Below are 23,110 nucleotides of genomic sequence, written 5' to 3'. Positions count from 1 at the left end.
GCGGCCTCCTTCAAAATGGGATTGATCCGGGAATGGGCGGCCCGAAGGCCGCCACGGAAAATCTCAGGCGGCCGCTTTCAGCGATGCCTTCTGCGCGGCAAAGGCCCAGTCGAGCCAGGGCAGCAAGGCTTCGAGATCGGATGTCTCGACTGTCGCCCCGCACCAGATGCGCAGGCCGGGCGGCGCGTCGCGATAGGCGCCGATGTCGTAGGCGACGCCTTCCTTGTCGAGCATTGACACCAGCCCCTTGGCGAAAGCCGCCTGTCCGTCGGCGTCGAGCGCGGACACGTCCGGATCGGTGAAGGACAAGCAGACCGAGGTGTTCGACCGCGTCGCCGGCTCGACGGCAAGATGGCCGAGCCACGAGGACTTGGCGACGAAGCCGTCGAGGGCGGCGGCATTGGCATTCGCCCTGGCGACCAGCGCATCAAGGCCGCCGATCGACTTCGCCCAGTTGAGCGCATCGAGATAGTCCTCGACGCACAGCATCGACGGCGTGTTGATGGTCTCGCCCTTGAAGATGCCTTCGATCAGCTTGCCGCCCGAGGTCAGGCGGAAGATTTTTGGCAGCGGCCAGGCCGGCTTGTAGCTCTCAAGTCGCGCGACGGCGCGAGGCGACAAGATCAGCATGCCGTGTGCACCCTCGCCGCCCAGCACTTTCTGCCAGGAGAAGGTGACGACATCCAGCTTCTGGAAATCGAGCCTTTGTGCAAACGCCGCCGAAGTGGCGTCGCATATGGTCAGGCCCTTGCGGTCCGCCGGGATGAAATCGCCGTTTGGCACGCGAACGCCGGAGGTCGTGCCATTCCAGGTGAAGACCACGTCACGGTCGAAATCGATCTTGGTCAGATCAGGCAGATCGCCGTAAGCGGCCTCAATCTTGCGGACGTCTGCGAGTTTCAACTGCTTGACCACATCGGTGACCCAGCCGGAGCCGAAGCTCTCCCAGGCGACCATGTCGACGCCACGCTCGCCGAGCAGCGACCACAGCGCCATCTCGACAGCACCTGTGTCCGACGCCGGCACGATGCCGATGCGGTAATCCGCTGGAACCTGGAGAATTTCCCGCGTCAGCTCGATCGCCTGTTCGAGCTTGGTCTTGCCGATCTTGGCGCGGTGGGAACGGCCGAGCGCGGCATTTTTCAGCGCCTCGACTGACCAGCCGGGACGTTTTGCGCAGGGACCCGAGGAGAAATTGGGGTTTGCCGGACGGAGCCCGGGCTTCGTGGGTGTCGTCATCGTGGTCTATCCTTCCAGATAGTGGCCCCTCGTTGGGGAGGGGTGGCCCACGGACGGCGATATTCCCTCACGCTTTCGGCGTCAAGGGAAAAGTTTTTGTCGCGGACAGGATACTGGCAGCCTGCGATCAGAATTTAGTGACGCTAAACGCAAGCGGCGGGCCAGAGGCCCACCGTCGTGATTTCATGGGTTTGAGGCCCTACCAGAGGTCGTAACGCAATCCGAGTTTGACCGTCTGATAGCTGAGGCCCTTGCTGATGGAAGGGGTGCCGGTATTGTCAAAGGACACATACTTCGCGGATGGCAACGCCACATATTGGTAGCCAACATCGAGCGAAAGATTCTTGCTGACTTGGTAAGCGAAACCCGCGTCCAGTGAATAGGTCAAGCTGAACTGCTTTTCGCTGGAGGACGTACCCGCGTAATTGCTCGGATCCAGACAGGTTACGGTTATTGTCGTCGTATTGCCGCTAAGATCTGTTGTGGAGACTGGGTTGCCGTTGACGCAATTGCGAGCATTTTGGGTCAGACTGTATGAGGTGTAGGCGATCCCAACGCCACCGCCGACATAGGGTGTAAAGCCGACATAGGTTCCAAGATCGACGAAGGCGCTCGCCATGCCATCAAAGGCCCGATTCTGGCCGTTGTTGGAGCCATTGCATGACGCCAAGGGAGACTCTGGTGCCGAAGTCTGGCTGGTAATGACGCCCGTATTGACAACCGTCGTCGTTTGGGTCCGGGCGCACGTGGTGGTGAAGGCATTATCAAACGAGCTTGTCGGGAGCATGCCGAAATTCAACTCGCCGCGCAGATAGTCGTTGAAGTGATACCCCATGCCGACCGAACCGGAGAAAGCCTGGGTACCGGTGGAGACGCCTGCCGCCGTCTCTGAGAATTCATACGGCTTGTTGAACGCATAGCCGACATCGCCGCGCAGGTACCACCCGGAACCGACCTCGACCGGCTGATAGTCCGGCGCCTGATCGACATAGATCGGCGGATCGTAGTCGGCCGCGTGGACTGGCGACAGCGGCATGAGGACTGCGGCAAGCGCCAGCGCTGTCAGCGATTTGAAGGTCATGGTCCTGGCTCCCGAAGTTGGCGCTGGTCGCAATAGCGAGCACCGTTTCAGGAAGCATTGTTAACCATAGTGGTTAAGTGGCAGTTAAGGATAACAGAGAGTTAGCGAATTGACTTCGATGATCTTTCGCCGACGCTGCTTGAACGAGAACCGCCCGGCACTTGCCGGGCGGTTCATCAATTTCAGGCTGTCGAACCGTTACTTCGTGTAGACCGGCTCCGGCTCTGGAACATATGCCTCCGGCGGAGGAGCGCAGTCCGACTTGCCGAACTGATAGCGCAGGCCGCCGCGCACTTCGTTGACGCTGATGCCGTGGTCAAAGCCCGGACCAGCGCCAGTGCTGCCACCAGCGCCATCCGCGTAGTCGAACATCCGGCCACCATTGATGTGGCTGTAGCGATAACCGACATCAAGCTTGACCCGATCGGTCAGGCAGTAAGACGCGCCGGCCATGAGGGCGTAAGCGAAGCGCCAGCCCTTGCCGCCATTATGATCGAAGGAACCATCATTGTCGGTGTTGTTCAACGTATCCCACTTCATCCAAGCGCCGCCGATGCCGGCACCGACATAAGGCGTCACGCCATGCCAGGTGCCGATATCGACATAGGCGTTGGCCAGAAGCAGGAGCGCTGAATAGGACGAAGTATCAACCGAAGTACAAGGCGTGCCAGGAACAGGCGTGCCGCAAGTGCCGCTGGTCGAACCGTTGAATTTCGAACTGCTCAGCCAATCACCGGTGAGATCGGTGCGGAAGTGCTGGTTGATCTGATAGCCGACACCGGCACCGGCCGAGAAGGCGCTCTTGAGCGTGCCACTGTCGAAGCTGTTGGTGCCCGGTCCGTAGGTAATGTAGTCGGCGCCACCGAACTTCGACCAGTGATAATCGACGTCACCGCGAATATACCAGCCGCCGTACTCCGGAGCCGGCTCTTCATAGGCCGGCGGCGGCGCCTGCTCGACCACCGGCTCCGGTAGATCGGCAGCGAACACTGGTCCGGCCACGCCCGCGAACAGCGCGGCAAACAAGGCCCTTCTTGCTGTATTGAACATGCTTGTCACCCCTAAAGACCTTCGGAACAGCGAACGCGTCCGGATTTGATTGGCTTCAGTTGTGGATAATGAATTGCAAAGGTTAAAAGGCATTTAACCGTGTTGCTTAACCACGAATCGATAAAACCCTTGGGGCTTGCCTGACTTCGAGCGGGGCTTTCGGATCGTGGAAGCAATAAAAAAGCCCGCCGGAGGGCGGGCTTCGATACAATCAGACGGCGTGACGCCCCTCCGGGCGCGCCGGGGATCAGGCGGCGCTACGTGTTTCCGAAATCACCCCGACGATGTCGTTGACGACGGCTTCGACCAGTTGCGGATCATCGCCTTCCGCCATGACGCGAATGAGCGGCTCGGTGCCCGAAGGCCGGATGACCAGCCGCCCGGCCTTGCCCAGGCGATTGCGGGCATCCTCGATAGCCGCCTTGACCGGAGCTTCCTCAAGCGGCTTGCCGCCGGAAAAATGGACGTTCTTCAGAAGCTGCGGCACCGGTTCGAACTTCTTCGACAGCTCGCTGACCGGCCGGTTCTGCCGCTTGATACAGGCGAGCACCTGAAGCGCCGAAACGAGGCCGTCACCCGTGGTCGAAAAGTCGGACAGCACAATGTGGCCAGACTGTTCGCCACCGACATTGAGCCCATGCGCGCGCATGTGCTCGACGACATAGCGATCGCCAACCTTGGTACGATGCAGCTGCAGCTTCAAATCGCCGAGGAAGCGCTCAAGACCGAGATTGGACATCACCGTCGAGACGACACCGCCGCCGGCCAGCCGCCCGCTCTGGTGCCAGGACTCGGCAATCAGCGCCATGATCTGGTCACCGTCGACGATCGCGCCATTCTCGTCGACGATGACGACGCGGTCGGCGTCGCCATCGAGGGCGATGCCGATGTCGGCGCGAACCTCGTGGACCTTCTTCTGCAGGCCGGCCGGATGGGTCGATCCGCATTCCTTGTTGATGTTGAAACCATTGGGCTCGACATTGATGGCGACAACCTCGGCGCCAAGCTCCCACAACGCCTCGGGCGCCACCTTGTAGGCGGCGCCATTGGCGCAGTCGACGACGATCCTCAGGCCCGAAAGCGACATCGAGCGCGGCAAGGTGCGCTTGGCGAATTCGATGTAACGGTCATGCACGCCGTCGACGCGCTTGGCGCGGCCAAGCCCGTCGGAATCGGCGAGCGCCAGCTCGATATCCTTGTCGAGCATGCTCTCGATGCGCTCTTCGATCTCGTCGGAGAGCTTGTAGCCATCGGGTCCGAACAGCTTGATGCCGTTGTCATAATAGGGATTGTGCGAGGCCGAGATCATGACGCCGATATCGGCGCGCAGCGAGCGCACCAGCATGGCGACGGCTGGTGTCGGGATCGGGCCGAGCAGGAACACATCCATGCCGGCGGCACAAAGACCAGCCACCATGGCATTCTCGATCATGTAACCGGAAAGCCGCGTATCCTTGCCCAGCACAACTCGGTGACGATGGCTGCCGCGCTGGAACGAGAGGCCGGCGGCCATGCCGACCCGCATGGCGATTTCAGCGGTCATTGGAAACTTGTTGGCGCGCCCGCGGATGCCGTCCGTGCCGAAGTAATTTCCTGCCATGTTAGCCAGAGTCCCCGATCATTTCGCGAGCACGTAATGCCACAATTGGCCAGTGCCCTATCATCACATTGTGTGATTATATGTTACGAATCCTTAGAAATTCATTGTTGTGCGCCGCACAAAGTAATTTGCCAGCATACCGTAGTGAAACAGCTTTCGGGCAATACAGGGGTTTGCGGGTTGTTTGTCGCGGGAGCCTGTCTCAAAACCTTGTTTCCGGGCCGCTACTTGCAACGATTTCATCCCCTTGGCGGGATGAGCATGAATTTCGACGATATATACGCTACTTCGCATCTAGCGCAACCGACCGTTGAGAGCTATTGATTTGCAGGGACGCATCTTGGGCGGCTGCAATGGAGAAACGCTATGCTCATTCATCGACTTGCTACTTTGACGGGCCTCGCCGTCGTAACCTTGTTCCTGGCGGCGCCAGCCAACGCGCTGACCATGGCGGAGTGCAGCACCAAGTATAACGCGGCTAAGGACGCGGGGACACTCTCCGGGCAGACTTGGAACCAGTTCCGCAAGGCGCAGTGCGGCACCGATGCGGCAGCCACGAAAGCCTCCGACACCAAGGCGGCAACGACAACGGCGACGACAAAGCCCGCCGCCACGGCAGCTGCCGCCGACAGCAGTGCCAAAGGGCTGACGGCGAAGGAATGCAGCACCAAGTATCAGGCCGCGAAGGCCGCTGGCACGCTGAATGGCATGAAATGGGCTGACTTCCGCAAGGCGCAGTGCGCTGCCGGCGCGACCGCGGCGGCTGACACGAAGCCCGCGGCCAAGGCGACCACGAACGCGGCGGCTCCTGCCGCCAGCACCGGCAAGAACCTGACCATGGCGGAATGCAGCACCAAGTATCAGGCTGCCAAGACGGCCAATACGCTGGCTGGCATGAAGTGGAACGATTTCCGCAAGAGCCAGTGCGGCGCCAGTGCATCCGACGACGACACGGTGCCGGCTCCAAGCGAAGCGAATTACAGCAGCGAACCGGAAAAGCCGACCGCTGTTGCGCCAAAGGGCGTCACGTTCCCGAAGGCGATCTCGCAGAAATTTGCCACCGAGACCCCGGCCAAGGGCCGTATGCATACCTGCCTTGAGCAGTACTATGCCAACAAGGATGCCAATACGCTCGGCGGCCTGAAGTGGATCCAGAAGGGCGGTGGCTTCTACAGCCTCTGCAACGCCAAGCTGAAGACCTGATCTCTCAGTCACATCTTCCAGAAGAAGGCCCGCGCATCGCAAGGTGCGCGGGCCTTTTTTGTTGGGCGGCTTCAGAGGCCATATCCGCGCTGCAAGGAAGCGCCGTCGGCGACGCTGCCAATCTCCCCCTTGTGGGGAGATGTCCGGCAGGACAGAGGGGGCGCGAAAGATCGCTGCTCTCATTCCAGCTTGGATTCACCTTCACGAAGGTGCGGGCATTTCCCCCTCAAGGGCAGGACAATCGCATATGGCGTTCCCCCACTTTGTCTCGGCTTCGCCGAGCCACCTCTCCCCCACATTCGTGAGGGAGAGGAATGCCAACCGCCGAGGTCGCTGCCTTGAAAGGCTTAGGTTTCCTCTCCCCCATGGACATAGGGGAGAGGTGGCCGCGCAGCGGCCGGAGTGGGGGATGGCGCCGCCACATGCGATTATCTGCCACAAGGGGGATTGGCCACGCCGGCTTTCCAATCGCCGACGTCTGCAGGTCGCTGGCTCTCCAACCTCCAAAACAAAAACGCCGCGGACAAGCCGCGGCGTTTGAAAACGAATGAGGTGCCTGCCTCAGCCCAGCGGCTGTGGCTCCATGCCGCCTTCGGGCTCCGGCCCCTTCTTGCGCCGGCCACCCGACTTGGGCACGGCCGAGCCACGGCTCGGCGGCGTATCGTCGCCAAGGTCGCGCGCGGGCTTCTGGCCGGCGATCAGCTGCTTGATCTCCTCGCCGGAAAGCGTCTCGTATTCGAGCAGCCCCTGCGCCAGCGTGATCCATTCCTTCTTCTTCTTGGTCAGGATGGTCCTCGCCGTCGAATAGGCCTCGTCGATCAGCCGGCGCACTTCGGCATCGATGATCTGCGCGGTCTCTTCCGAAACATTCTGCGTGCGCGCCACCGAGTGACCCAGGAACACCTCCTCCTGGTTATCGCCATAAGCGACATGGCCAAGCTTGTCGGAGAAGCCCCAGCGCGTGACCATGGCGCGCGCCAACTTGGTCGCCTGCTCGATGTCGGAGGAGGCGCCCGAGGTGATGTTCTCCTTGCCGAACTTGAACTCCTCGGCAACACGACCGCCCATCATGATGGCCAGGCGCGAGATCATGTATTTGTAGCTCATCGAATAGCGATCGCCTTCCGGCAACTGCATGACCATGCCGAGTGCCCGGCCGCGCGGGATGATGGTGGCCTTGTGCAGCGGATCGGCCGACGGCACGTTCAGCGCCAGGATGGCGTGGCCTGCCTCGTGATAGGCGGTGAGCTCCTTCTCGGCCTGCGTCATGGCCGACGAGCGGCGCTCGGCGCCCATCATGATCTTGTCCTTGGCGTCCTCGAACTCAGCCATGGTGACGAGACGCTTGTTGCGGCGTGCCGCCATCAGCGCGGATTCGTTGACGAGGTTCATCAGGTCGGCGCCGGAGAAGCCCGGCGTGCCGCGCGCGATGACCTTGAGGTCGACGTTCGGCGCCAGCGGCACGTTGCGCACATGCACCTTCAGGATCTTCTCGCGGCCGACAATGTCGGGATTCGGCACCACCACCTGGCGGTCGAAGCGGCCTGGTCTGAGCAGCGCCGGATCGAGCACGTCGGGCCGGTTGGTGGCGGCGATCAGGATGATGCTTTCGTTGGATTCGAAACCATCCATTTCGACCAGCAGCTGGTTCAGCGTCTGTTCGCGCTCGTCATTGCCACCGCCGAGGCCGGCGCCGCGATGGCGGCCGACAGCGTCGATTTCGTCGATGAAGATGATGCAGGGTGCGTTCTTCTTGGCCTGGTCGAACATGTCGCGGACACGGCTGGCGCCGACGCCGACGAACATTTCGACAAAGTCCGAGCCTGAAATGGTGAAGAACGGCACATTGGCTTCACCGGCAACCGAGCGGGCGAGCAAGGTCTTGCCGGTACCCGGAGGGCCGACGAGCAGCACGCCGCGCGGAATCTTGCCGCCCAGCCGCTGGAACTTCTGCGGATCGCGCAGGAACTCGACGATCTCTTCAAGGTCTTCCTTGGCTTCATCGACCCCGGCAACATCCTGGAACGTGATGCGGCCATGCGCCTCGGTCAGAAGCTTGGCTTTCGACTTGCCGAAACCCATGGCGCGGCCGGAGCCGGACTGCATCTGGCGCATGAAGAATATCCAGACGCCAAGGATGAGGATCATCGGCAGCCACGAGATCAGATAGCCGAACAGCGAATTGGATCCGTCGGTCTCGGGCCGAGCATTGATGGTGACGTTCTTGTCCTGCAGCCTCTGGACCAGCGACGGATCGCCGGGCGAATATGTCTGGAAGCCGCTGGAATTGTCAGTGTAGGTGCCGGAGATGCGGGCGCCCGCAATGGTCACCGTCTTGACCCGGCCCGACGCGACATCCTGCAGGAACTGCGAATAAGGCACATCGCTCGACGCTCCACGCGTCTGCGGCGTCTGGAACAGATTGAACAGGGCTATGAGCAAGACCGCTATGATCGCCCAGAGCGCTAGGTTGCGATAGTTCGGATTCATCAATTGTCCCGTTGGCATCCGCGGGCGGACACCTGTCTTGAGAGGAAACTTGAGCCTAACATAGGGAGAGCGCCTCCCCTTGCCAAGCATAACAGCACGTCTCGGTTAAGCTTTCGCCCATGATCGGCCGGCACTGTGGCCACTGAAAGGCAAGGGCGGAACGGAGGGTGCCCCGATCAGCTCCGCGACGGCATGCGCCGGGGCCAGGTCGAAGGACGGCAGGAAGCGGGCGAAAGGCGCGACGGCCGGTCGCACCGCGATCGCCGCCAGATCAGGCCTGTTTCCAGGCAGGCCAAGGCATTGGCCGGCTCGCCAAAGTGCCGGTTCGGCGGCCAGCCCAGCCCGCAAAAGTCCCGGCGGCCCATGATCTTCCGGCACCACGATCTGTCTTGCCGCCGTCATGCCGAGTGGCGCGATCAAGAACACGCTGTTGGTGTCGCCCAACGTGATCCGCCGGCGCCCATCCCAGGACGACCCATCCCAGGACGAAATGTCCGAAGCGGCGACAGGAAGCGGCAGGCCCCGGATCTCACGCCGCAACCACACGCCGGTCCGGCGCGCGTCGATGACCGTCCGCGACAATGTAGCGCAAAAAGAGCCGTCCTTCAGCCGGTCGAAAAGCGCTTCGCCGCGCATCCGGTCCGGCAGGAACGCAACCCCGCCAACGGTCGCCAGAAGGATGCGCAGCGCATAGACGGCCGCCCGGTCGTCGCCGGACCTGGCGAAGTCGTGATCGAGGCGGACAAGCCCAGGGCCTGGCTGGCTGGCAAGGCCGCGGACCAATGCAGCCACACGAAGCCCAAGTGCCGTGCGTTCGGCCGAGGCGCTCGCGGCCAACGCCATTGCATCGCCCCAGGCCGCCCTGTCTCGCGCAAGGATCGTTCGGATGCGCGGCCGCTCGAATGTTTCATCGGCATTGGTCGGATCGTCAGCCCAGCCGACATGCTGGCGCCGCAGGAAGTCGCGCAGCGTCTGGCGTCTCGTGCCCAGAAGCGGCCGTAGGATCCAGCATCGCCAGTCGTAAAGCGTGGCTGGCGCCATGCCCGCCAGTCCCCGCCCCTCTTCGCCGGCCAATCCCTCTTCGCGCGCCAGTTCCCTCTCGCGTGCCAGTCCCTTCTCGGGTGCCAGTCCCTTCTCGCGCGCTTGCCGCATCAGCACTGTCTCGGCCTGGTCATCGGCGGTATGGCCAGTCAGGACCAGGCCGATGCCTTCCGATCCAGCGGCTTCGGCCAGCAATCTATAGCGCGCCTCGCGCGCGGCTGCTGGCAAACCGGTCGACGGCTTGCGGCCGGACCAGGTCAGCGTGCGATGGGGAATGTTGCGCGCGGCGCAGAGCTTTGCCACGGCTTGCGCCTCCGCCGCCGAGGCCGGCCGCAGATTATGGTCGATCGTCACCGCCAGCAGCTTTGTCGCCGGTGCGGTGCGGTCCAGGTAATCTTTGAGAAGGAGAAGAAGGGCGGTCGAATCGCTGCCGCCGGACACGGCAACAACGGCGCCGCTGGTAAAATCGATCCGCGAAAAATCAGAAACGTCAGGCTCGGTGTCGAGCATCAATGCATGTCGCCCAAAAGTGGTCCCGGTTCTGGGACAACGACATGCGCACTAGCACGCCGCGAGCGCCCTTTCCTGCTTCACGCGCTCCTTGAGCGTGGGCGATATTTCCGGATAGCGCTTGGCGACCTCGCTGAAGGTGGCGCAGGCGACATCGTGCTGCTTGAGGCCAACCAGCGACACGCCAAGCTTCAGCAGCATGTCGGGCGCCTTCTTGGCCTTTGGATAATCCTTGCTGGCGGCCAGGAAAATCTCGGCCGCATCGCGGTATTTTTGCTGGCCGAGCAGCGACTCGCCCAGCCAGTAGTGCGCGTCCGCCGTCCTCGGGTCCTTCGGGAAGCGGGTGATGTGGTCGCGAAAGCCTTGCTCGGCGGTGCCGTAGTCGCCCGACAGGATGAACTGGTAGGAATTGCGGTACAATTCCTCCGCGCTGTTGGTGGTGGGCAGCGCCGCGACCACCGCGCCGTCGGACTTGCCAGTCTTGGCCCCACCGGCGGCGGCACCCGCGGCCGGAGCCGTATCCTGCGCCGGCGCGCTTGCCTGGGTGTGGCCCTCGGCATCGATGACGTTGCCGTTCTTGTCGACGGTGATGGAGCCGAACGTCTTGGCCGGCGCTCCCGTTCCAGGAATGACCGTGCCGGGATCGCCGCTGGGCGATTCGACGATGACGTCCTCGATGGTCTGTCCGCCACCCGATGCATTGCCTGCATCGGCTGGCGCTTGCGTCGCGGGAGCCGCCGCGACGTTCTGGTCGCTGTTGGAAGTGGCGTCCGACTTCTTTTGCGGATCCGTCTTCTTGCCGGGTGCCGGCTGCCCGCCTTGCGTGCCACCTTCAAGCTGCTGGAAGCGGAACTCGTTGTCTTCCTGCTGCTTGCGGATCTGCTCCTGCATCTGCAGAACCTGGAAATTGAGCTCCTCGATCTTGCCGTTCATCTGCCGCAGTTGGTCTTCCAGCGAGGCTGCGCTGGCTGACTGTGCGATCTGAACCTGGTCCGTCTGCTTCTTCTCGCCGAAGATGCCGGGCAGCTGGATGGTCGGCAGATGGAAGGAAAAGCCGCTGTCGGCTGGTTGCCCTGTGCCACTGGCCAGGGCGGTGACGCCTGATAGGAGCAGCAGCGCAAGCGTGCCGCTCAAGACCGATCTGAAATGCATGTGCCTCTCGCCGTAGAATCGTTAGCCTGTTTTGCGCCTTCCGATCAAAATAGGATCAGCCAAGCGCCCTCGGCTCATAGCAGGACGTGAGACTTCGGCCAAATTTTGTTTCAAAGGCCAAGACAAGAAAAAGGCGGCCTCGCGGCCGCCTTTCGCATTGTTGTGTTGCATTTTTGCCGACATCGGCGCCACGCGTCCCGCTGGACGCTGAGGCGCTGGGATTGCGCTTAGGAACCCGCGCCGCTGAGCGTGGTGACGGCGCGACGATTCTGCGACCAGCAGGAGATGTCGTCGCAGACCGCGACCGGACGCTCCTTGCCGTAGGAAATGGTCTTCAGACGCTGCCCGGAAACGCCCTTCGAGACGAGGAAATCGCGCGTCGCGGCGGCACGACGGGCGCCGAGAGCCAGATTGTATTCGCGGGTGCCGCGCTCGTCGGCATGGCCTTCGACGACGATGGCGTACTGCTTGTACTTGTTCAGCCACTGCGCCTGACGCGCGAGTGTCTGTTGGGCGTCGGCGCGGATCGAGGTCGAGTCCGTGTCGAAGAAGATACGGTCGCCGATGTTGACGGTGAAATCCTGTGCCGAGCCGGGCGTTGCCGCGCCGGCGCCGTTGAGACCGAGATCACCGGGGTTGTTCAGTGTCTTCTTCGAGGCGCAACCGGTGATGGCAAGCATCGCCACCAGCGCGATCATGACCGGGTTTCTGGTAAGTGCTGCGATACGGCCCATGCCGCCTCTCCTTCGCAATTCGAGTGAATTCATTGATCAACCAGTAACCACGTTTGGGTTAACCGACGCTCAATGAACACGGTTAATATTCTGTTTCGGCCGCCGTCCGCAGCCGGTCCAATCGAGGTCACATTTGGCGCGGACCGTAGGCGTAAATGCGGCCAAAACGCGACCAAGGCATGAAAAGAGGCCCGAAAGGCCCCTTTCCGAAGTCATTGTGCTTTTTTGCAAACTACTCCAACAGCGGCGACCAAGCCGGATCCGATGCGAAATTCGCGGTTGGGATCGACTGTTCGTTGCGGCCGGTGAGATCGACCGAAATAAGTTTCGGCCCACCGGCGGAATCGCGGAAGAACATCAGCACGCGGCCATTCGGCGCCCAGGTCGGCCCTTCCTGCTGGAAGCCTGAGGACAGGATGCGCTCGCCCGAGCCGTCGGTCTTCATGACGCCGATCTGGAATTCGCCGCCGGTCTGCTTGGTGAAGGCGATGAGGTCGCCGCGCGGCGACCACACCGGCGTCGAATAGACACCGTCGCCAAAGGATATGCGGGTCTGTCCGGAACCATCGGCACCCATCACGTAGATCTGTGCGCGGCCGCCACGATCGGAGGTGAACACCACCTTGCTGCCGTCCGGAGAATAGGATGGCGACGTATCGATGGCGGTCGAATTGGTCAGCCTCGTCGTCGAGCGGCTTCTCAGATCCATGGCGAAGATGTTGGAATTGCCGTCGTCGCGCAGCAGGCTCATGATCACCTTCTGGCCGTCGGGCGAGAAGCGCGGCGCGAAGGTCATGCCGGGAAAATTGCCAACCAGTTCGCGCTGCCCGGTCTCGATCTGCAGGAGATAGACCCGCGGTTGGCCGCTCTCATAGGACATATAGGTGATTTCCTGCCGGTTCGGCGAGAAACGCGGTGTCAGCACGATCGACTTGCCGTCCGAGAGGTAGCGAACATTGGCGCCGTCCTGGTCCATGATGGCAAGACGCTTCTTGCGCGCGTTCTTGGCGCCGGATTCGTCGATGAAGACGACGCGCGTGTCGAAATAGCCCTTCTCGCCGGTCAGCCGCTCGTAGATGGCGTCGGCGATGATGTGGGCGACGCGCCGCTGATTGGCATCGTTGGCAAAGAACTGCTCACCCGACATCTGCTGGCCGGCAAACGTATCCCAGAGCCGGTACTGGGCGCGGATGCGGCCATCGGCCTCCTTGCTGACGCTGCCGGTGACCAGCGCCTGCGCATTGATGACCTTCCAGTCGTCGAAACGCGGCGCCGCATCCGGATTGGTGATCTTTTCGATGAAGGCGCTCTTGTCGATCGGCGCAAACAGGCCCGAGCGCTTCAGGTCAGCCGTGACAATTTGCGATATCTGGGCACCAAGCGCGTCGCCGCCCTGGAAATCCGTGATGGCGATGGGCAGAGGCTCGACATTGCCCTTGTTGACATTGAGCTCGACAAGCGCGAGCGCCGGCAACGTGCCGGCCGCGGTCATGCCCATCGCCATTGCTGCGGCCATCAGGAGCGGCTTGAGGATTGATTTCATGTCTTCTCGCTTCTCTTAACTGATTTTGCGGGCGCTCGGCCTACAGGCCAAGCATTTCCCTCGGATCAAAGGTAACGCGGACGTCATTCCAGATGTCTTGCTTGCCTGCGGGAACTTGCAGCCCGGTCACATCGCATTTTTGGACGGCGCGCACGGCGCTTTCGTCGAACTGACGGTTTCCGCTCGACTTTTCGATGGCTGGCCGGCCATCCAGCTTGCCGGAAACGTTCAGATTGAACCGGACCACCACGACGAAGCTCTCCGACCCCTCAAGACCGACAGGAAGGATCCAGCAACCGCCAAGCTGGCTTTCCAGGGCTCCCATTTCCGACTTGGAGAGCTTCTGCCCCTGATCCTTGTCGGCTCCGAGAGATGCCTGCTGGGTCGAGCGCTTGGCTCCGCCACCGGACGGCTTCTGCTTGTCGAGGAGAGCTGAAATCTGATCGGCATTGAACTGCTTGTCATCCGACTTCGGCTTCGACGAGGCTTCCTTGACCGGCTTGTCGGCGTCCTTGCGCTCCGGCGCCTTGGCGCTTTCGGCTTGTGCCGGCTGCGGCTTCGGGCGGGCCTCGGGCGCGGGAGCCGAGTCCGGAAGCTTTGTGGTCTCGGTGGGCGGATCCTGCGCTATCGCCTCGGCGACGGCATCCGGCTTGACCTCGGGCGTCGGTTGGATCGCGGCGGTCTTTTCATCCGGCGGGGTCGGCGTCGGCTGCTTGGCCGGTGTCGGCTTGGGATCCGTCTGCTTGACCGGCTCGGGCTTCACCTCTTCCTTCGGCTGCGGCGCCGGCGCCACTTCCGTTGCAGGAATGGGCTTCGGCTTTTCCTGCGGCTTCGGCACGTCCTCGGGCTTCGGCTTCTCGATCGGGGTCGGCGCGGGCGGCGGAGCCGACGTCGTGTCGACCGGCTTCGGCTTGGCTTCCGGCGTTATCGGCTTGTCGGTATCGACGCTGTTCTCTCCGACCTTCCGCGCGTCCGGCACGACGTCCGGGCGCTGGGTGGGCACGTGCGGGCTTTTCATGCACCACGGCCTTCTTGTCGCCCTGCAGGACCTGCGCGACGGCCTCCACCGGCACGATGTCGACCGCGATCGACTCGACATCCGACGGAGGCAGCGCAGCCGGAGCCGACAGCGTGAACAGGCCAAAGACCAGTACCGCCGCATGCAAGATCACCGATGTGGTGAAGCCGGTCCTCATCTTGCGTCTATTGACCCTGTTCCTGCAGTGAAACCAGACCGATATTCTTGTAGCCGGCCGCCGAAATGCGAGCCATCACCTTCATCACCGTGCCGTAGTCGGCGCTCTTGTCGCCGCGTATGAAGATGCGCTCCTCATAGCCGGTCTTGGAGATCGCCTGAAGTTTCGCCACGATCTCTTCGATCGGAATTTCGGTTTCCTGAAGATAGATCTGGCCGGCCTGGTTCACCGAAACCGTGATCGGCTGCGTGTCGGCGTTCATCGCCTTGGCTTGGGTGTCCGGCAGGTCGATCGGCACGCCAACCGTCAGCATTGGCGCCGCGACCATGAAGATGATCAGCAGCACCAGCATCACGTCGACCATCGGCGTGACGTTGATCTCCGACATCAATGCGTGGTGACGGCCACGCCGCCTGTGACCGCGCCCGCCACGTCCACCACCTGCGCCAACTGACATTCCCATGATCGTTCCTCAGGCCTTCGGCGCGACTTTTTCATCGATTTGGCGCGAGAGTATGGCGGAGAACTCGTCGGAGAACCCTTCCATGCGCACCGCGATCTTGCTCGCGTCGGACGACAGCTTGTTGTAGGCGATGACGGCGGGGATGGCGGCGAGCAGGCCGATGGCGGTGGCCAGCAGCGCCTCGGCGATACCGGGCGCGACCACGGCAAGGCTGGTATTCTTCGATCCGGCGATCGCCTGGAACGAGGTCATGATGCCAATGACGGTGCCGAACAGGCCGATGAAAGGCGCCGCCGAGCCGGTGGTGGCGAGGAACCCCAGACGCCCCTCCAGCTTTTCCATCTCGCGGGTCAGCGCCAGGTCCATGGCCTTGTCGATGCGCGTCTGCAGCCCGAGTGGCGTTTTTGCGCCCTTCTCGAAGCTTTTCTTCCATTCGCGCATGGCGGCGACAAAGATCGCGCCCATGCCAGTGGTCTTGCGGTCGGCCAGCGTCCGGTAAAGCTCTTCCAGCGACTGCCCCGACCAGAACACCTGCTCGAAACGATTGAGCGCCGCGCGCATGCGGGCATAGGCGACGAGCTTGTCGACAATGATCGCCCAGGTCCATACCGAGGCGCAGAGCAAGCCGATCATGACCAGCTTGACCACCCAGCTGGCCTGCATGAACAGCGCCCAAATCGACAATTGCGCGCCCGGTTCGGCGAGTGCGATATTTTCCATGGTAACGTCCTTAAGATTTTCCGGGCATCGCTGGCGGCTGGCCCATGGGCATCCCTTGTGGTCCGTTCGCGTCAAGCTTGCGGAATAACCCCGAAATGCACCGTTGGCGGCCTTTTCGGGGCAAATGTTGGTGAAAGGAAGGCGCTTGGATTCCGCCAATCTTCACCAATCTCTTCATGAACCGTTATGGTTAAGGATGGGTTAGCCCATAAGGCGCGGCGCATTGACGCGCCCGAGCGCCATCGCGAACCGACGGTGATCCGCTCAAACTGGCGCCGCGAACGCGGCCAGCAATGGCCAAGACGAAGAATTCTAGCTGGCGGCCTTGGGCATGAACGCTTGCACCCACTCCTTGGGAAAGCGTCGCGGCCGGCCGTTCTCGCCGATGATCGCCGCCTCGACCCGAGCCTCGACCAGCACCTCGTCGCCGCGTTTCAGCTGCTGCGCCATGAAGATGCGCGCGCCGGAAATGTCTTCGGTGCGCGTGTCGATGGTCAGGATGTCGTCGATGTGTGCCGAGCCGCGGAAATCGATCTCCATGCGCCGCACCACCCAGACGATCTTCTCGCCATGCTTGCCGTCGGCGAGTTCGGTGTGATGAACCCCTGTCAGCCGCAGATAGTCGGAACGGCCGCGTTCGAAGAATTCGAGATAGCGCGCATGATAGACGACGCCGGAAAAATCGGTGTCGGCATAGTAGACCCGCGCCATCAGCCGGTGGCCGAATTCCGTCAGCGCTCCCGAAAGGCCTGCCGACAGGGTCGCCGATTCACCATGATCGCCCATAGCGCTTCCCTTTTTGATCCCGACGGGGCACCTAAAACGCGGCACGCTTTAGGTGGTTTCCTCTGTGCGTGTCGTTGTCCCGAAACCGCTGCGCACTTTTGGGCAACACGCACTGGTTTGGCGCAGGAACCCGGATGGCACTGTTGACGGCGATGATCAAGACCTTGTTGACGGCGCTTTTGCTGCTGAGCGCTTTGGCGCTGCCCGCCCATGCCGCAACCTTTTCCATGAAGCGCGGCCTCAATCTCGACCAGTGGACGACATGGGTGGGCGAGGAGCAGTGGAGCGATCCCAAGGCCATCCTGCCCTACCCGGAATGGCGCAAGTTCCTCAAGGATCAAGACCTCAAGGCGCTGAAGGATGCCGGCCTCGATTTCCTGCGCATGCCCGTCGACCCCTCGCCCTTCCTGTCCGACAAGACGCTGGCGCTGCGCGACGATCTCTATGCCAGCGTGCTGGACTCGGTGCGCATGATCAACCGCGCCGGGCTGAAGGTGATCGTCGACATGCACCTGATCCCGTCCGGCGGCAGCCGCAAGATCGGCATGGCCGAGGTGATGGACGACCCGCAGATCTTCGATGCCTATGTCGAGATGACCAGGAAGATGGCACGCACCCTGGCAGCGGAGGACCCGACGCAAGTCGCCTTCGAGCCTATGAACGAGCCGGTCGTCGATTGCGACGCCGACGGCACCAGCCTGTGGCCGGAGCGCCAGCAGAGACTGTTCGCGGCGGCGCGTTCATCGGCCACGAAGCTCACCTTGATCCTGACCGGCGCCTGCTATTCCAGTTCGACGGCACTGGCGAAGATCGATCCGAAAGCAATTGCCGACGACAACATCATCTGGACCTTCCACTCCTACGATCCGTTCCTGCTCACCCATCAGGGCGCGACCTGGGCCGGCGATTTCATTCCCTACGTGACCGGCTTGCCCTACCCGCTCAGCGCGGTGCCACGTGCCGAACTTGAGGCCACGCTCGACACGATCCGCGCCCGCATCAAGGCCAAGGCGCCGTGGCTGCGGCAGAGCGGCTTGCTCGCCTATCTCGACGAACAGGTCGCCAGCATGGACACCCCTGACAAGCTGCTGAGCCTGATGGATGCGCCGTTCGAGCGCGTCGAGGCCTGGGCGAAGGCCAACGGCATCAAACCTGAAAACATCACGCTGGGCGAATTCGGCATGATCCGCCAGGAATATGGCAATCCCTACATCATGCCCGGCCAATACCGCGCGGCCTATGTCAAGGACATGATCAAGCGCGCCGAAGCGCACGGCTTCTCATGGTCGGTATGGAGCTATGGCGGCGCCTTCGGTGTCGTCGATGCCTTCAACAGCGAGAAGGCGGAGTCGGATGTGATGGAGACGATCAGGGGACTGCACTGAGGTGATGGCAGTCCAGGCTGACGGTCAGCCAAGGTCGATCGAGAGGATTTCGGGGCGAACGCCCCCGCACCGGCAATCTGCTGAACCCCAGTCCACCTGAGACGATCAGGTTGCGGCCTGCCTCCACGACATGGCCATAGGCATAACGGTTACCGAAACGGGAAGGCACAATCGGCGAATAGCCGAAGATCCGTACCTGCCCGCCATGGGTATGGCCGCAAAGGGTCAGCGAAATGCGCGACGGCACTTTCGAGAATATATCCGGCTCATGCGCGAGCAGAATGACCGGCGACGTATCCGTCACCTTTGCCATTGTGCCGTCAAGGTCGTCCAATCCCTTGACCCGGCTGCGGCCCCTGCCAGGCAGCAGGGCCTTCTGATCGGCAAGTCCGGCAAGCCAGAGGCCGTGACCGTCCTTTTCCAGACGCACGACATCGTTTTCCAGGACGCGGATGCCAACGTTCTCGAGCGCCGTGCCCGCCACCGTCGGCCCCGCCCCTGCCTGCTGCGCGGCGGGGTCCTCCCACCAGTCATGATTGCCCAGGACCGACCAGACACCGAGCGGCGCTTTGAGACCGGACAGCGCCGAGGCCCACTCGGATGCCGCCACCGGCTCCGCCATCAAGCGCATACCGGCGATGTAGTCGCCAAGCAGGACGATTACGTCCGGCTGCAACGCGTTCGCCTGTTCGGCAAGGGAAGCAATTCGCTCGGGCGGCATCCACGGCCGGCAGGCATGAATGTCGGCAAGCGCCACGATACGCAGCCGCAAGCCGGCCGGCCAGTTTGGCGGCGTCAACGCATAGCGCTTCACATGGGTCAGCAGCATCGGCTCGATGCCGACAGCATAGGCGCTGAATGAGGCGACGGAAAGAAATGAACCGCCGATAAGGCGTAGGAACCCGCGTCTGGTCATCACGGCTCAGCCCCAGCCCTTGATCGGAGTGAATCACCCCGACATTGAGCGCCGTTTAAACCCACGAATACGTCGGTAAACCGGTGGGGATCAGGAGTTTTTGCGCAGGCGTTTGACGGATGCACGGCGCCGGATGGAAATCGCGCCACCGATCGCTCGGACAGCTACTCTTCCTGGAACAGGTTGATCTGCTGTTGTGCCAGGTCCTTCGGCGCGTCGAGCCCGAGGTGTCGCCAGGCATTGGCCGTCAGCACGCGGCCACGCGGCGTGCGCTGGATGAAGCCCTGCTGGATCAGATAGGGTTCGATGATATCCTCGATGGCGTCACGCGGCTCCGAAAGTCCGGCGGCGATGGTCTCGATACCGACCGGGCCGCCGCCAAAATTGCGCGCGATCATCGACAGATAGCGGCGGTCGAGCGCGTCGAGGCCGAGTGTATCGACTTCGAGCCGGGTCAGCGCCTCGTCGGCGACCTGCCGGTTGACATGACCATCGCCTGCGACAGACGCGAAATCGCGCACGCGACGCAGGAGCCGGCCGGCGATGCGCGGCGTGCCGCGCGCGCGCCGCGCGATTTCCAGCGCGCCGTCGTCGCCGAGCGGCATCTGCAGGATGCGGGCGCCGCGCCGCACGATCTGCTCCAACTCCTCGACCGTGTAGAAATTGAGCCGCACCGGGATACCGAAACGGTCGCGCAACGGATTGGTGAGCAGGCCAAGCCGCGTGGTGGCGGCGACGAGGGTGAAACGGGCAAGATCAATCTTGACCGACCGCGCCGCCGGCCCCTCGCCGATGATCAGGTCGAGCTGGAAATCCTCCATCGCCGGATAAAGGATTTCCTCCACCGCCGGACTGAGCCGATGGATTTCATCAATGAACAGCACGTCGCCTTCTTCGAGATTGGTGAGCAATGCCGCGAGATCGCCGGCCTTGGCGATGACTGGTCCGGAGGTCGAGCGGAAATTGACGCCGAGCTCGCGCGCCATGATCTGCGCCAGCGTCGTCTTGCCGAGACCAGGCGGCCCGACGAACAGCACATGGTCGAGCGCCTCGTTGCGGCCTTTGGCGGCCTCGATGAACACCTTGAGATTGGCTCGCACCGCCGCCTGGCCGACAAAATCGGCGAGCGTCTGCGGACGCAAGGTCTGGTCGGCGTCCTCGCCGCGTTTCTCGGGCGCAATCAGGCGGGGCGAAAGGCTCATGCAGCCTTCCTTGCATAGGGCAAGGAGCGGAACAAGCGACGCCTCACCGCGCCAGTTCCTTCAAGCCGAAACGGATCAGCTTCGACGCGTCGGCATCTTCCCCGGCTGTCTTCAGCGCGGCGGCCACCGCATTAGCGGCGGTGTCGCGCGAATAGCCAAGATTGACCAGCGCCGAGACGGCATCGGTGATCGGTGCCGACGCGACACCCTCGCCGAGTTCCTGCTTGAGACCAATGGTGTCGGAGGCGGTGCCCGCATAGGCCGGCGCCTTGTTCTTCAGTTCGGTGACGATGCGCTCGGCCACCTTCTTGCCGACGCCTGGCGCCCGGCTGACCATGGCGATGTCGCGCAACGCGATGGCATTGGCGAGATCAGCGGGCGCCAGCGTCGACAGCATGGCCAATGCCACTTTGGCGCCGACGCCCTGTACTGTCATCAGGAGCCGGAACCACTCACGCTCCAGCGCCGACCGGAAACCGTAGAGCCGCAGCATGTCCTCGCGCACATAGGTCTCGATGAACAGCACCACCGCCTCGCCAGGAGTCGGCAGCGATGCCAGCGTGCGTGCCGAGCAATAAGCTACATAGCCGACGCCATGCACATCCACGATGCAGTGGTCTTCATCGATCTCGTCCAGCGTGCCCTTGAGTTTGCCGATCATGCGCCAGCTTTCATGGATGGGATTCCGGAGAGATAATCTCGAGGTCCGGGAAATAACTGCGATACCGAGCGGCGTCGCGGGTCAAAAGACGATGTCCGGCAACGATCGCATGAGCACCGATAAAGAAATCAGGCAAGGTTCTTTCACGAACACCGCCGGCCCGGCGGTAGCGGGAATGCGTGACGCCCGCAAGGAATGCGGCGTCCCAAGGTACAAGTTCGCGATGTATCTCCAGCATGTCGACTGCTTTTCGCAGCGCCGTCTCCGTCGCGATCAGCGGCGCCAATTCAGACCAGACGATGGTATTGACGACCAACGCACCGTCGCGGCGGCAAAAGGTAATTGCAGACGCTGACCATTTTGTCAGCGGGCCGGCTGGTCCCCAAACATCGATCAGGATATTCGTGTCAATCAACGTCGAGATCTTCACGCGGGCCCCTCAACCACTCCATGTACTGATCGGTGGTCATGCCTCCCAGATCCAATGTCCCCTCCATCCGGTCAAGGACATCGTTGAACCTGCGCAATTTCTCATCCTCGGTGAGATTCTCGTTGACGGCAACCAGTTGAACGCCCCCGTTGGTGGCCACGAACTCCACCTCGGAGCCCGGGCCGATGCCCAGATGGTCTCTTATCGGCTTGGGGATCGTGACTTGCCCCTTGGTGGTTACGCGCATGGTAATACCTCTGAGGTATTACTTACCCTCGCAGCGTGAACAAGTCAAGAACATCGCTAGCCTGCAAGCGCCATCCTGTAGGCGACGCTCTGCCGATGATGCGCGTGACAGATGGCGATTGCCAGGGCGTCGGCGGCATGTTCGGTGTCGAAAGTCGCCTTCGGCAACAGCACCTTCACCATCATGTGGATCTGCTTCTTGTCGCCATGGCCGACGCCTATCACCGCCTTCTTGACGGCATTTGGAGCATATTCGGCGACGACCAGGCCGGCGCGTGCCGGCACCAGCATGGCGATGCCGCGCGCCTGCCCAAGCTTCAGCGTTGCTACCGCATCCTTGTTGACGAAAGTCTGTTCGACGGCCGCCTCGTGCGGCATGGCGGCATGCAGGACTTCGGCGAGCCCATCATGCAATTGGCACAGGCGAGTGGCCAGCGCCGCCTTGTCTTCGGAGCGCACGGTGCCGGAAGCAATAAAGCGCAACGAATTGCCGAGGCTCTCGACGATGCCCCAGCCGGTGCGCCTGAGCCCCGGATCGATACCTATGATGCGAATCGCTTCCGCCATCTGCCAACTTTACCTCCGGTGGCAAGCGATGCCAGCGAAATGTGAACAAACCGGAAACGAAAGAACGATTGAACTCAGCCGCGGCCGAAGGCGGTGTTCAAAAGCGTGATCTGGTCGGAGACGGGGTTGACGCGGCGAGCCGCGAAGGACGCATCAACGATGGCGCCGCCGTAGATTTCCTCATCCATGCGGCGCACCAGCGCCTGCAGGCGCAGCGAGCGGGTGACGAGGTCGAGAAAATCATTGGGCAGTTCGGCCCAGCCCGCCGCTTCATCATGGGCGGAAGCTGTATCGAGACGAACCTTGGACTTTTCAGACGCAACCTGATCGCGGGTCATCTCGCCGGAGTTTGCCGCACGCTGCAACAAAAGCCAGGAGGCGACCTGCATCAGCCTGGTGGTCAACCGCATCGATTCGGCGGCATAGAGTGTTGCCGCCAGCCGGGACAGTTTCTTAGCCTCGGCCCGGCCCTTGCCGTCGAGATACTCGGCCGCCTGTTCGACCAGGCCCATACCTTCCTGGTAAAGGGGCTTGAAGGATTGGGAAAAGACACGACGTTCCGCCAGCTTGACGGTATTCGCGCTTGCCTTCGAAGGCTCGTTCATCAATACGCCCCTGCACTTCCAACAGCTGGCTGGTCAGGCTTCATTGCCGTCGCGCCCAGCACCCTATACGACTGAAGCATTGAAAATGCGCCTCGTAGTTGGCGAAGGCAAGCACATGTTTAACAAACGGTTAACGGCGGGGAAACGGCCGGAAATCGGACAAAAAAAGAGCCGCGGGTAAGGCGGCTCTCAGGAGTTTAACAGGGAGGCGTCAAACAAAGTGGCTCCAACCACTCGGTAAGAATCCAGATCACTGGATGCACATAGTAAACGCTTGTAAAGCTTAATGA

At 62.1% G+C, this 23,110-nt stretch carries 20 protein-coding genes and 2 pseudogenes; 2 read left to right on the top strand and 20 right to left on the bottom strand.

The window, feature by feature from the left end:
- Positions 1-63: 63 nt before the first annotated feature.
- The 4 genes from LGH82_RS22185 to glmM form a co-directional block, all read right to left on the bottom strand.
- Complete coding sequence (locus LGH82_RS22185) at positions 64-1,239, bottom strand: phosphoserine transaminase (protein ID WP_227344773.1); 1,176 nt, start codon at positions 1,237-1,239, stop codon at positions 64-66.
- A gap of 199 nt (positions 1,240-1,438) precedes the next feature.
- Positions 1,439-2,320 carry an outer membrane protein gene (locus LGH82_RS22180; RefSeq protein ID WP_227344772.1) on the bottom strand — a complete coding sequence of 294 codons (882 nt, stop codon included), beginning with the start codon at positions 2,318-2,320 and terminating at the stop codon, positions 1,439-1,441.
- 198 nt (positions 2,321-2,518) lie between these two features.
- The gene (locus LGH82_RS22175; protein ID WP_227344770.1) at positions 2,519-3,370 is read right to left on the bottom strand and encodes an outer membrane protein; all 852 of its coding nucleotides are present in this window, start codon (positions 3,368-3,370) and stop codon (positions 2,519-2,521) included.
- 247 nt (positions 3,371-3,617) lie between these two features.
- On the bottom strand, positions 3,618-4,970 hold the full coding sequence (gene glmM, locus LGH82_RS22170) for a phosphoglucosamine mutase (RefSeq protein ID WP_227344768.1): 1,353 nt from the start codon (positions 4,968-4,970) through the stop codon (positions 3,618-3,620).
- Between the two features lie 366 nt (positions 4,971-5,336).
- Between glmM and LGH82_RS22165 the strand changes: the two genes are divergently transcribed.
- Positions 5,337-6,173, top strand: coding sequence for a hypothetical protein (locus LGH82_RS22165; protein WP_227344766.1), 837 nt, complete (start codon positions 5,337-5,339; stop codon positions 6,171-6,173).
- A gap of 561 nt (positions 6,174-6,734) precedes the next feature.
- Here LGH82_RS22165 and ftsH read toward each other — a convergent pair.
- The 9 genes and pseudogenes from ftsH to ybgC all read right to left on the bottom strand — a co-directional run bounded on the left by ftsH (position 6,735) and on the right by ybgC (position 16,808).
- Positions 6,735-8,663 carry an ATP-dependent zinc metalloprotease FtsH gene (gene ftsH, locus LGH82_RS22160; protein ID WP_227344764.1) on the bottom strand — a complete coding sequence of 643 codons (1,929 nt, stop codon included), beginning with the start codon at positions 8,661-8,663 and terminating at the stop codon, positions 6,735-6,737.
- 105 nt (positions 8,664-8,768) lie between these two features.
- Positions 8,769-10,214, bottom strand: a complete 1,446-nt coding sequence (tilS, locus tag LGH82_RS22155) for a tRNA lysidine(34) synthetase TilS (protein ID WP_227344762.1) — start codon at positions 10,212-10,214, stop codon at positions 8,769-8,771.
- Between the two features lie 51 nt (positions 10,215-10,265).
- A complete protein-coding gene (gene ybgF / locus LGH82_RS22150; protein ID WP_227344761.1) occupies positions 10,266-11,366 on the bottom strand; it encodes a tol-pal system protein YbgF in 1,101 nt (366 codons plus the stop codon).
- A 227-nt stretch (positions 11,367-11,593) separates the two neighbouring features.
- Positions 11,594-12,100, bottom strand: coding sequence for a peptidoglycan-associated lipoprotein Pal (pal, locus tag LGH82_RS22145; RefSeq protein WP_227344760.1), 507 nt, complete (start codon positions 12,098-12,100; stop codon positions 11,594-11,596).
- A 232-nt stretch (positions 12,101-12,332) separates the two neighbouring features.
- Positions 12,333-13,643: a Tol-Pal system beta propeller repeat protein TolB gene (gene tolB, locus LGH82_RS22140; protein WP_227344759.1), complete on the bottom strand. Its 1,311-nt coding sequence runs from the start codon at positions 13,641-13,643 to the stop codon at positions 12,333-12,335.
- 40 nt (positions 13,644-13,683) lie between these two features.
- Positions 13,684-14,839: pseudogene (locus LGH82_RS22135) on the bottom strand (TonB family protein).
- 7 nt (positions 14,840-14,846) lie between these two features.
- Entirely contained in the window at positions 14,847-15,302 is a 456-nt protein-coding gene (tolR, locus tag LGH82_RS22130) for a protein TolR (RefSeq protein WP_227344758.1), read from the bottom strand.
- A gap of 9 nt (positions 15,303-15,311) precedes the next feature.
- The gene (gene tolQ, locus LGH82_RS22125; RefSeq protein ID WP_227344757.1) at positions 15,312-16,022 is read right to left on the bottom strand and encodes a protein TolQ; all 711 of its coding nucleotides are present in this window, start codon (positions 16,020-16,022) and stop codon (positions 15,312-15,314) included.
- Between the two features lie 312 nt (positions 16,023-16,334).
- Positions 16,335-16,808: a tol-pal system-associated acyl-CoA thioesterase gene (gene ybgC, locus LGH82_RS22120; protein ID WP_227344756.1), complete on the bottom strand. Its 474-nt coding sequence runs from the start codon at positions 16,806-16,808 to the stop codon at positions 16,335-16,337.
- 134 nt (positions 16,809-16,942) lie between these two features.
- Between ybgC and LGH82_RS22115 the strand changes: the two genes are divergently transcribed.
- Positions 16,943-18,193 carry a glycoside hydrolase family 5 protein gene (locus tag LGH82_RS22115; RefSeq protein WP_227344755.1) on the top strand — a complete coding sequence of 417 codons (1,251 nt, stop codon included), beginning with the start codon at positions 16,943-16,945 and terminating at the stop codon, positions 18,191-18,193.
- 24 nt (positions 18,194-18,217) lie between these two features.
- On the opposite strand, the pseudogene LGH82_RS22110 reads toward LGH82_RS22115, so the two are convergent.
- The 7 genes and pseudogenes from LGH82_RS22110 to LGH82_RS22080 all read right to left on the bottom strand — a co-directional run bounded on the left by LGH82_RS22110 (position 18,218) and on the right by LGH82_RS22080 (position 22,820).
- Positions 18,218-19,112, bottom strand: a pseudogene (locus LGH82_RS22110) (metallophosphoesterase).
- 161 nt (positions 19,113-19,273) lie between these two features.
- Positions 19,274-20,311 (bottom strand): Holliday junction branch migration DNA helicase RuvB, encoded by a 1,038-nt coding sequence (ruvB, locus tag LGH82_RS22105; RefSeq protein WP_227344754.1) that lies wholly within the window; start codon positions 20,309-20,311, stop codon positions 19,274-19,276.
- Between the two features lie 43 nt (positions 20,312-20,354).
- Positions 20,355-20,972, bottom strand: coding sequence for a Holliday junction branch migration protein RuvA (gene ruvA / locus LGH82_RS22100; RefSeq protein WP_227344753.1), 618 nt, complete (start codon positions 20,970-20,972; stop codon positions 20,355-20,357).
- A 10-nt stretch (positions 20,973-20,982) separates the two neighbouring features.
- A complete protein-coding gene (locus LGH82_RS22095) occupies positions 20,983-21,402 on the bottom strand; it encodes a type II toxin-antitoxin system VapC family toxin (protein ID WP_227344752.1) in 420 nt (139 codons plus the stop codon).
- Entirely contained in the window at positions 21,380-21,649 is a 270-nt protein-coding gene (locus tag LGH82_RS22090; RefSeq protein WP_227344751.1) for an AbrB/MazE/SpoVT family DNA-binding domain-containing protein, read from the bottom strand. The genes LGH82_RS22095 and LGH82_RS22090 overlap by 23 nt, the downstream gene beginning before the upstream one ends.
- Positions 21,650-21,705: 56 nt before the next feature.
- Positions 21,706-22,215: a crossover junction endodeoxyribonuclease RuvC gene (gene ruvC, locus LGH82_RS22085; protein ID WP_227344750.1), complete on the bottom strand. Its 510-nt coding sequence runs from the start codon at positions 22,213-22,215 to the stop codon at positions 21,706-21,708.
- A gap of 74 nt (positions 22,216-22,289) precedes the next feature.
- A complete protein-coding gene (locus LGH82_RS22080; protein ID WP_227344749.1) occupies positions 22,290-22,820 on the bottom strand; it encodes a DUF1465 family protein in 531 nt (176 codons plus the stop codon).
- Between the last annotated feature and the right edge of the window lie 290 nt (positions 22,821-23,110).

Origin of the sequence: Mesorhizobium sp. PAMC28654 (genome assembly GCF_020616515.1) — a bacterium.
Taxonomy (GTDB): Bacteria; Pseudomonadota; Alphaproteobacteria; order Rhizobiales; family Rhizobiaceae; genus Mesorhizobium.
Note: the sequence above shows the minus strand (reverse complement) of the source record. Positions and strands in the feature narration are given on the sequence as shown.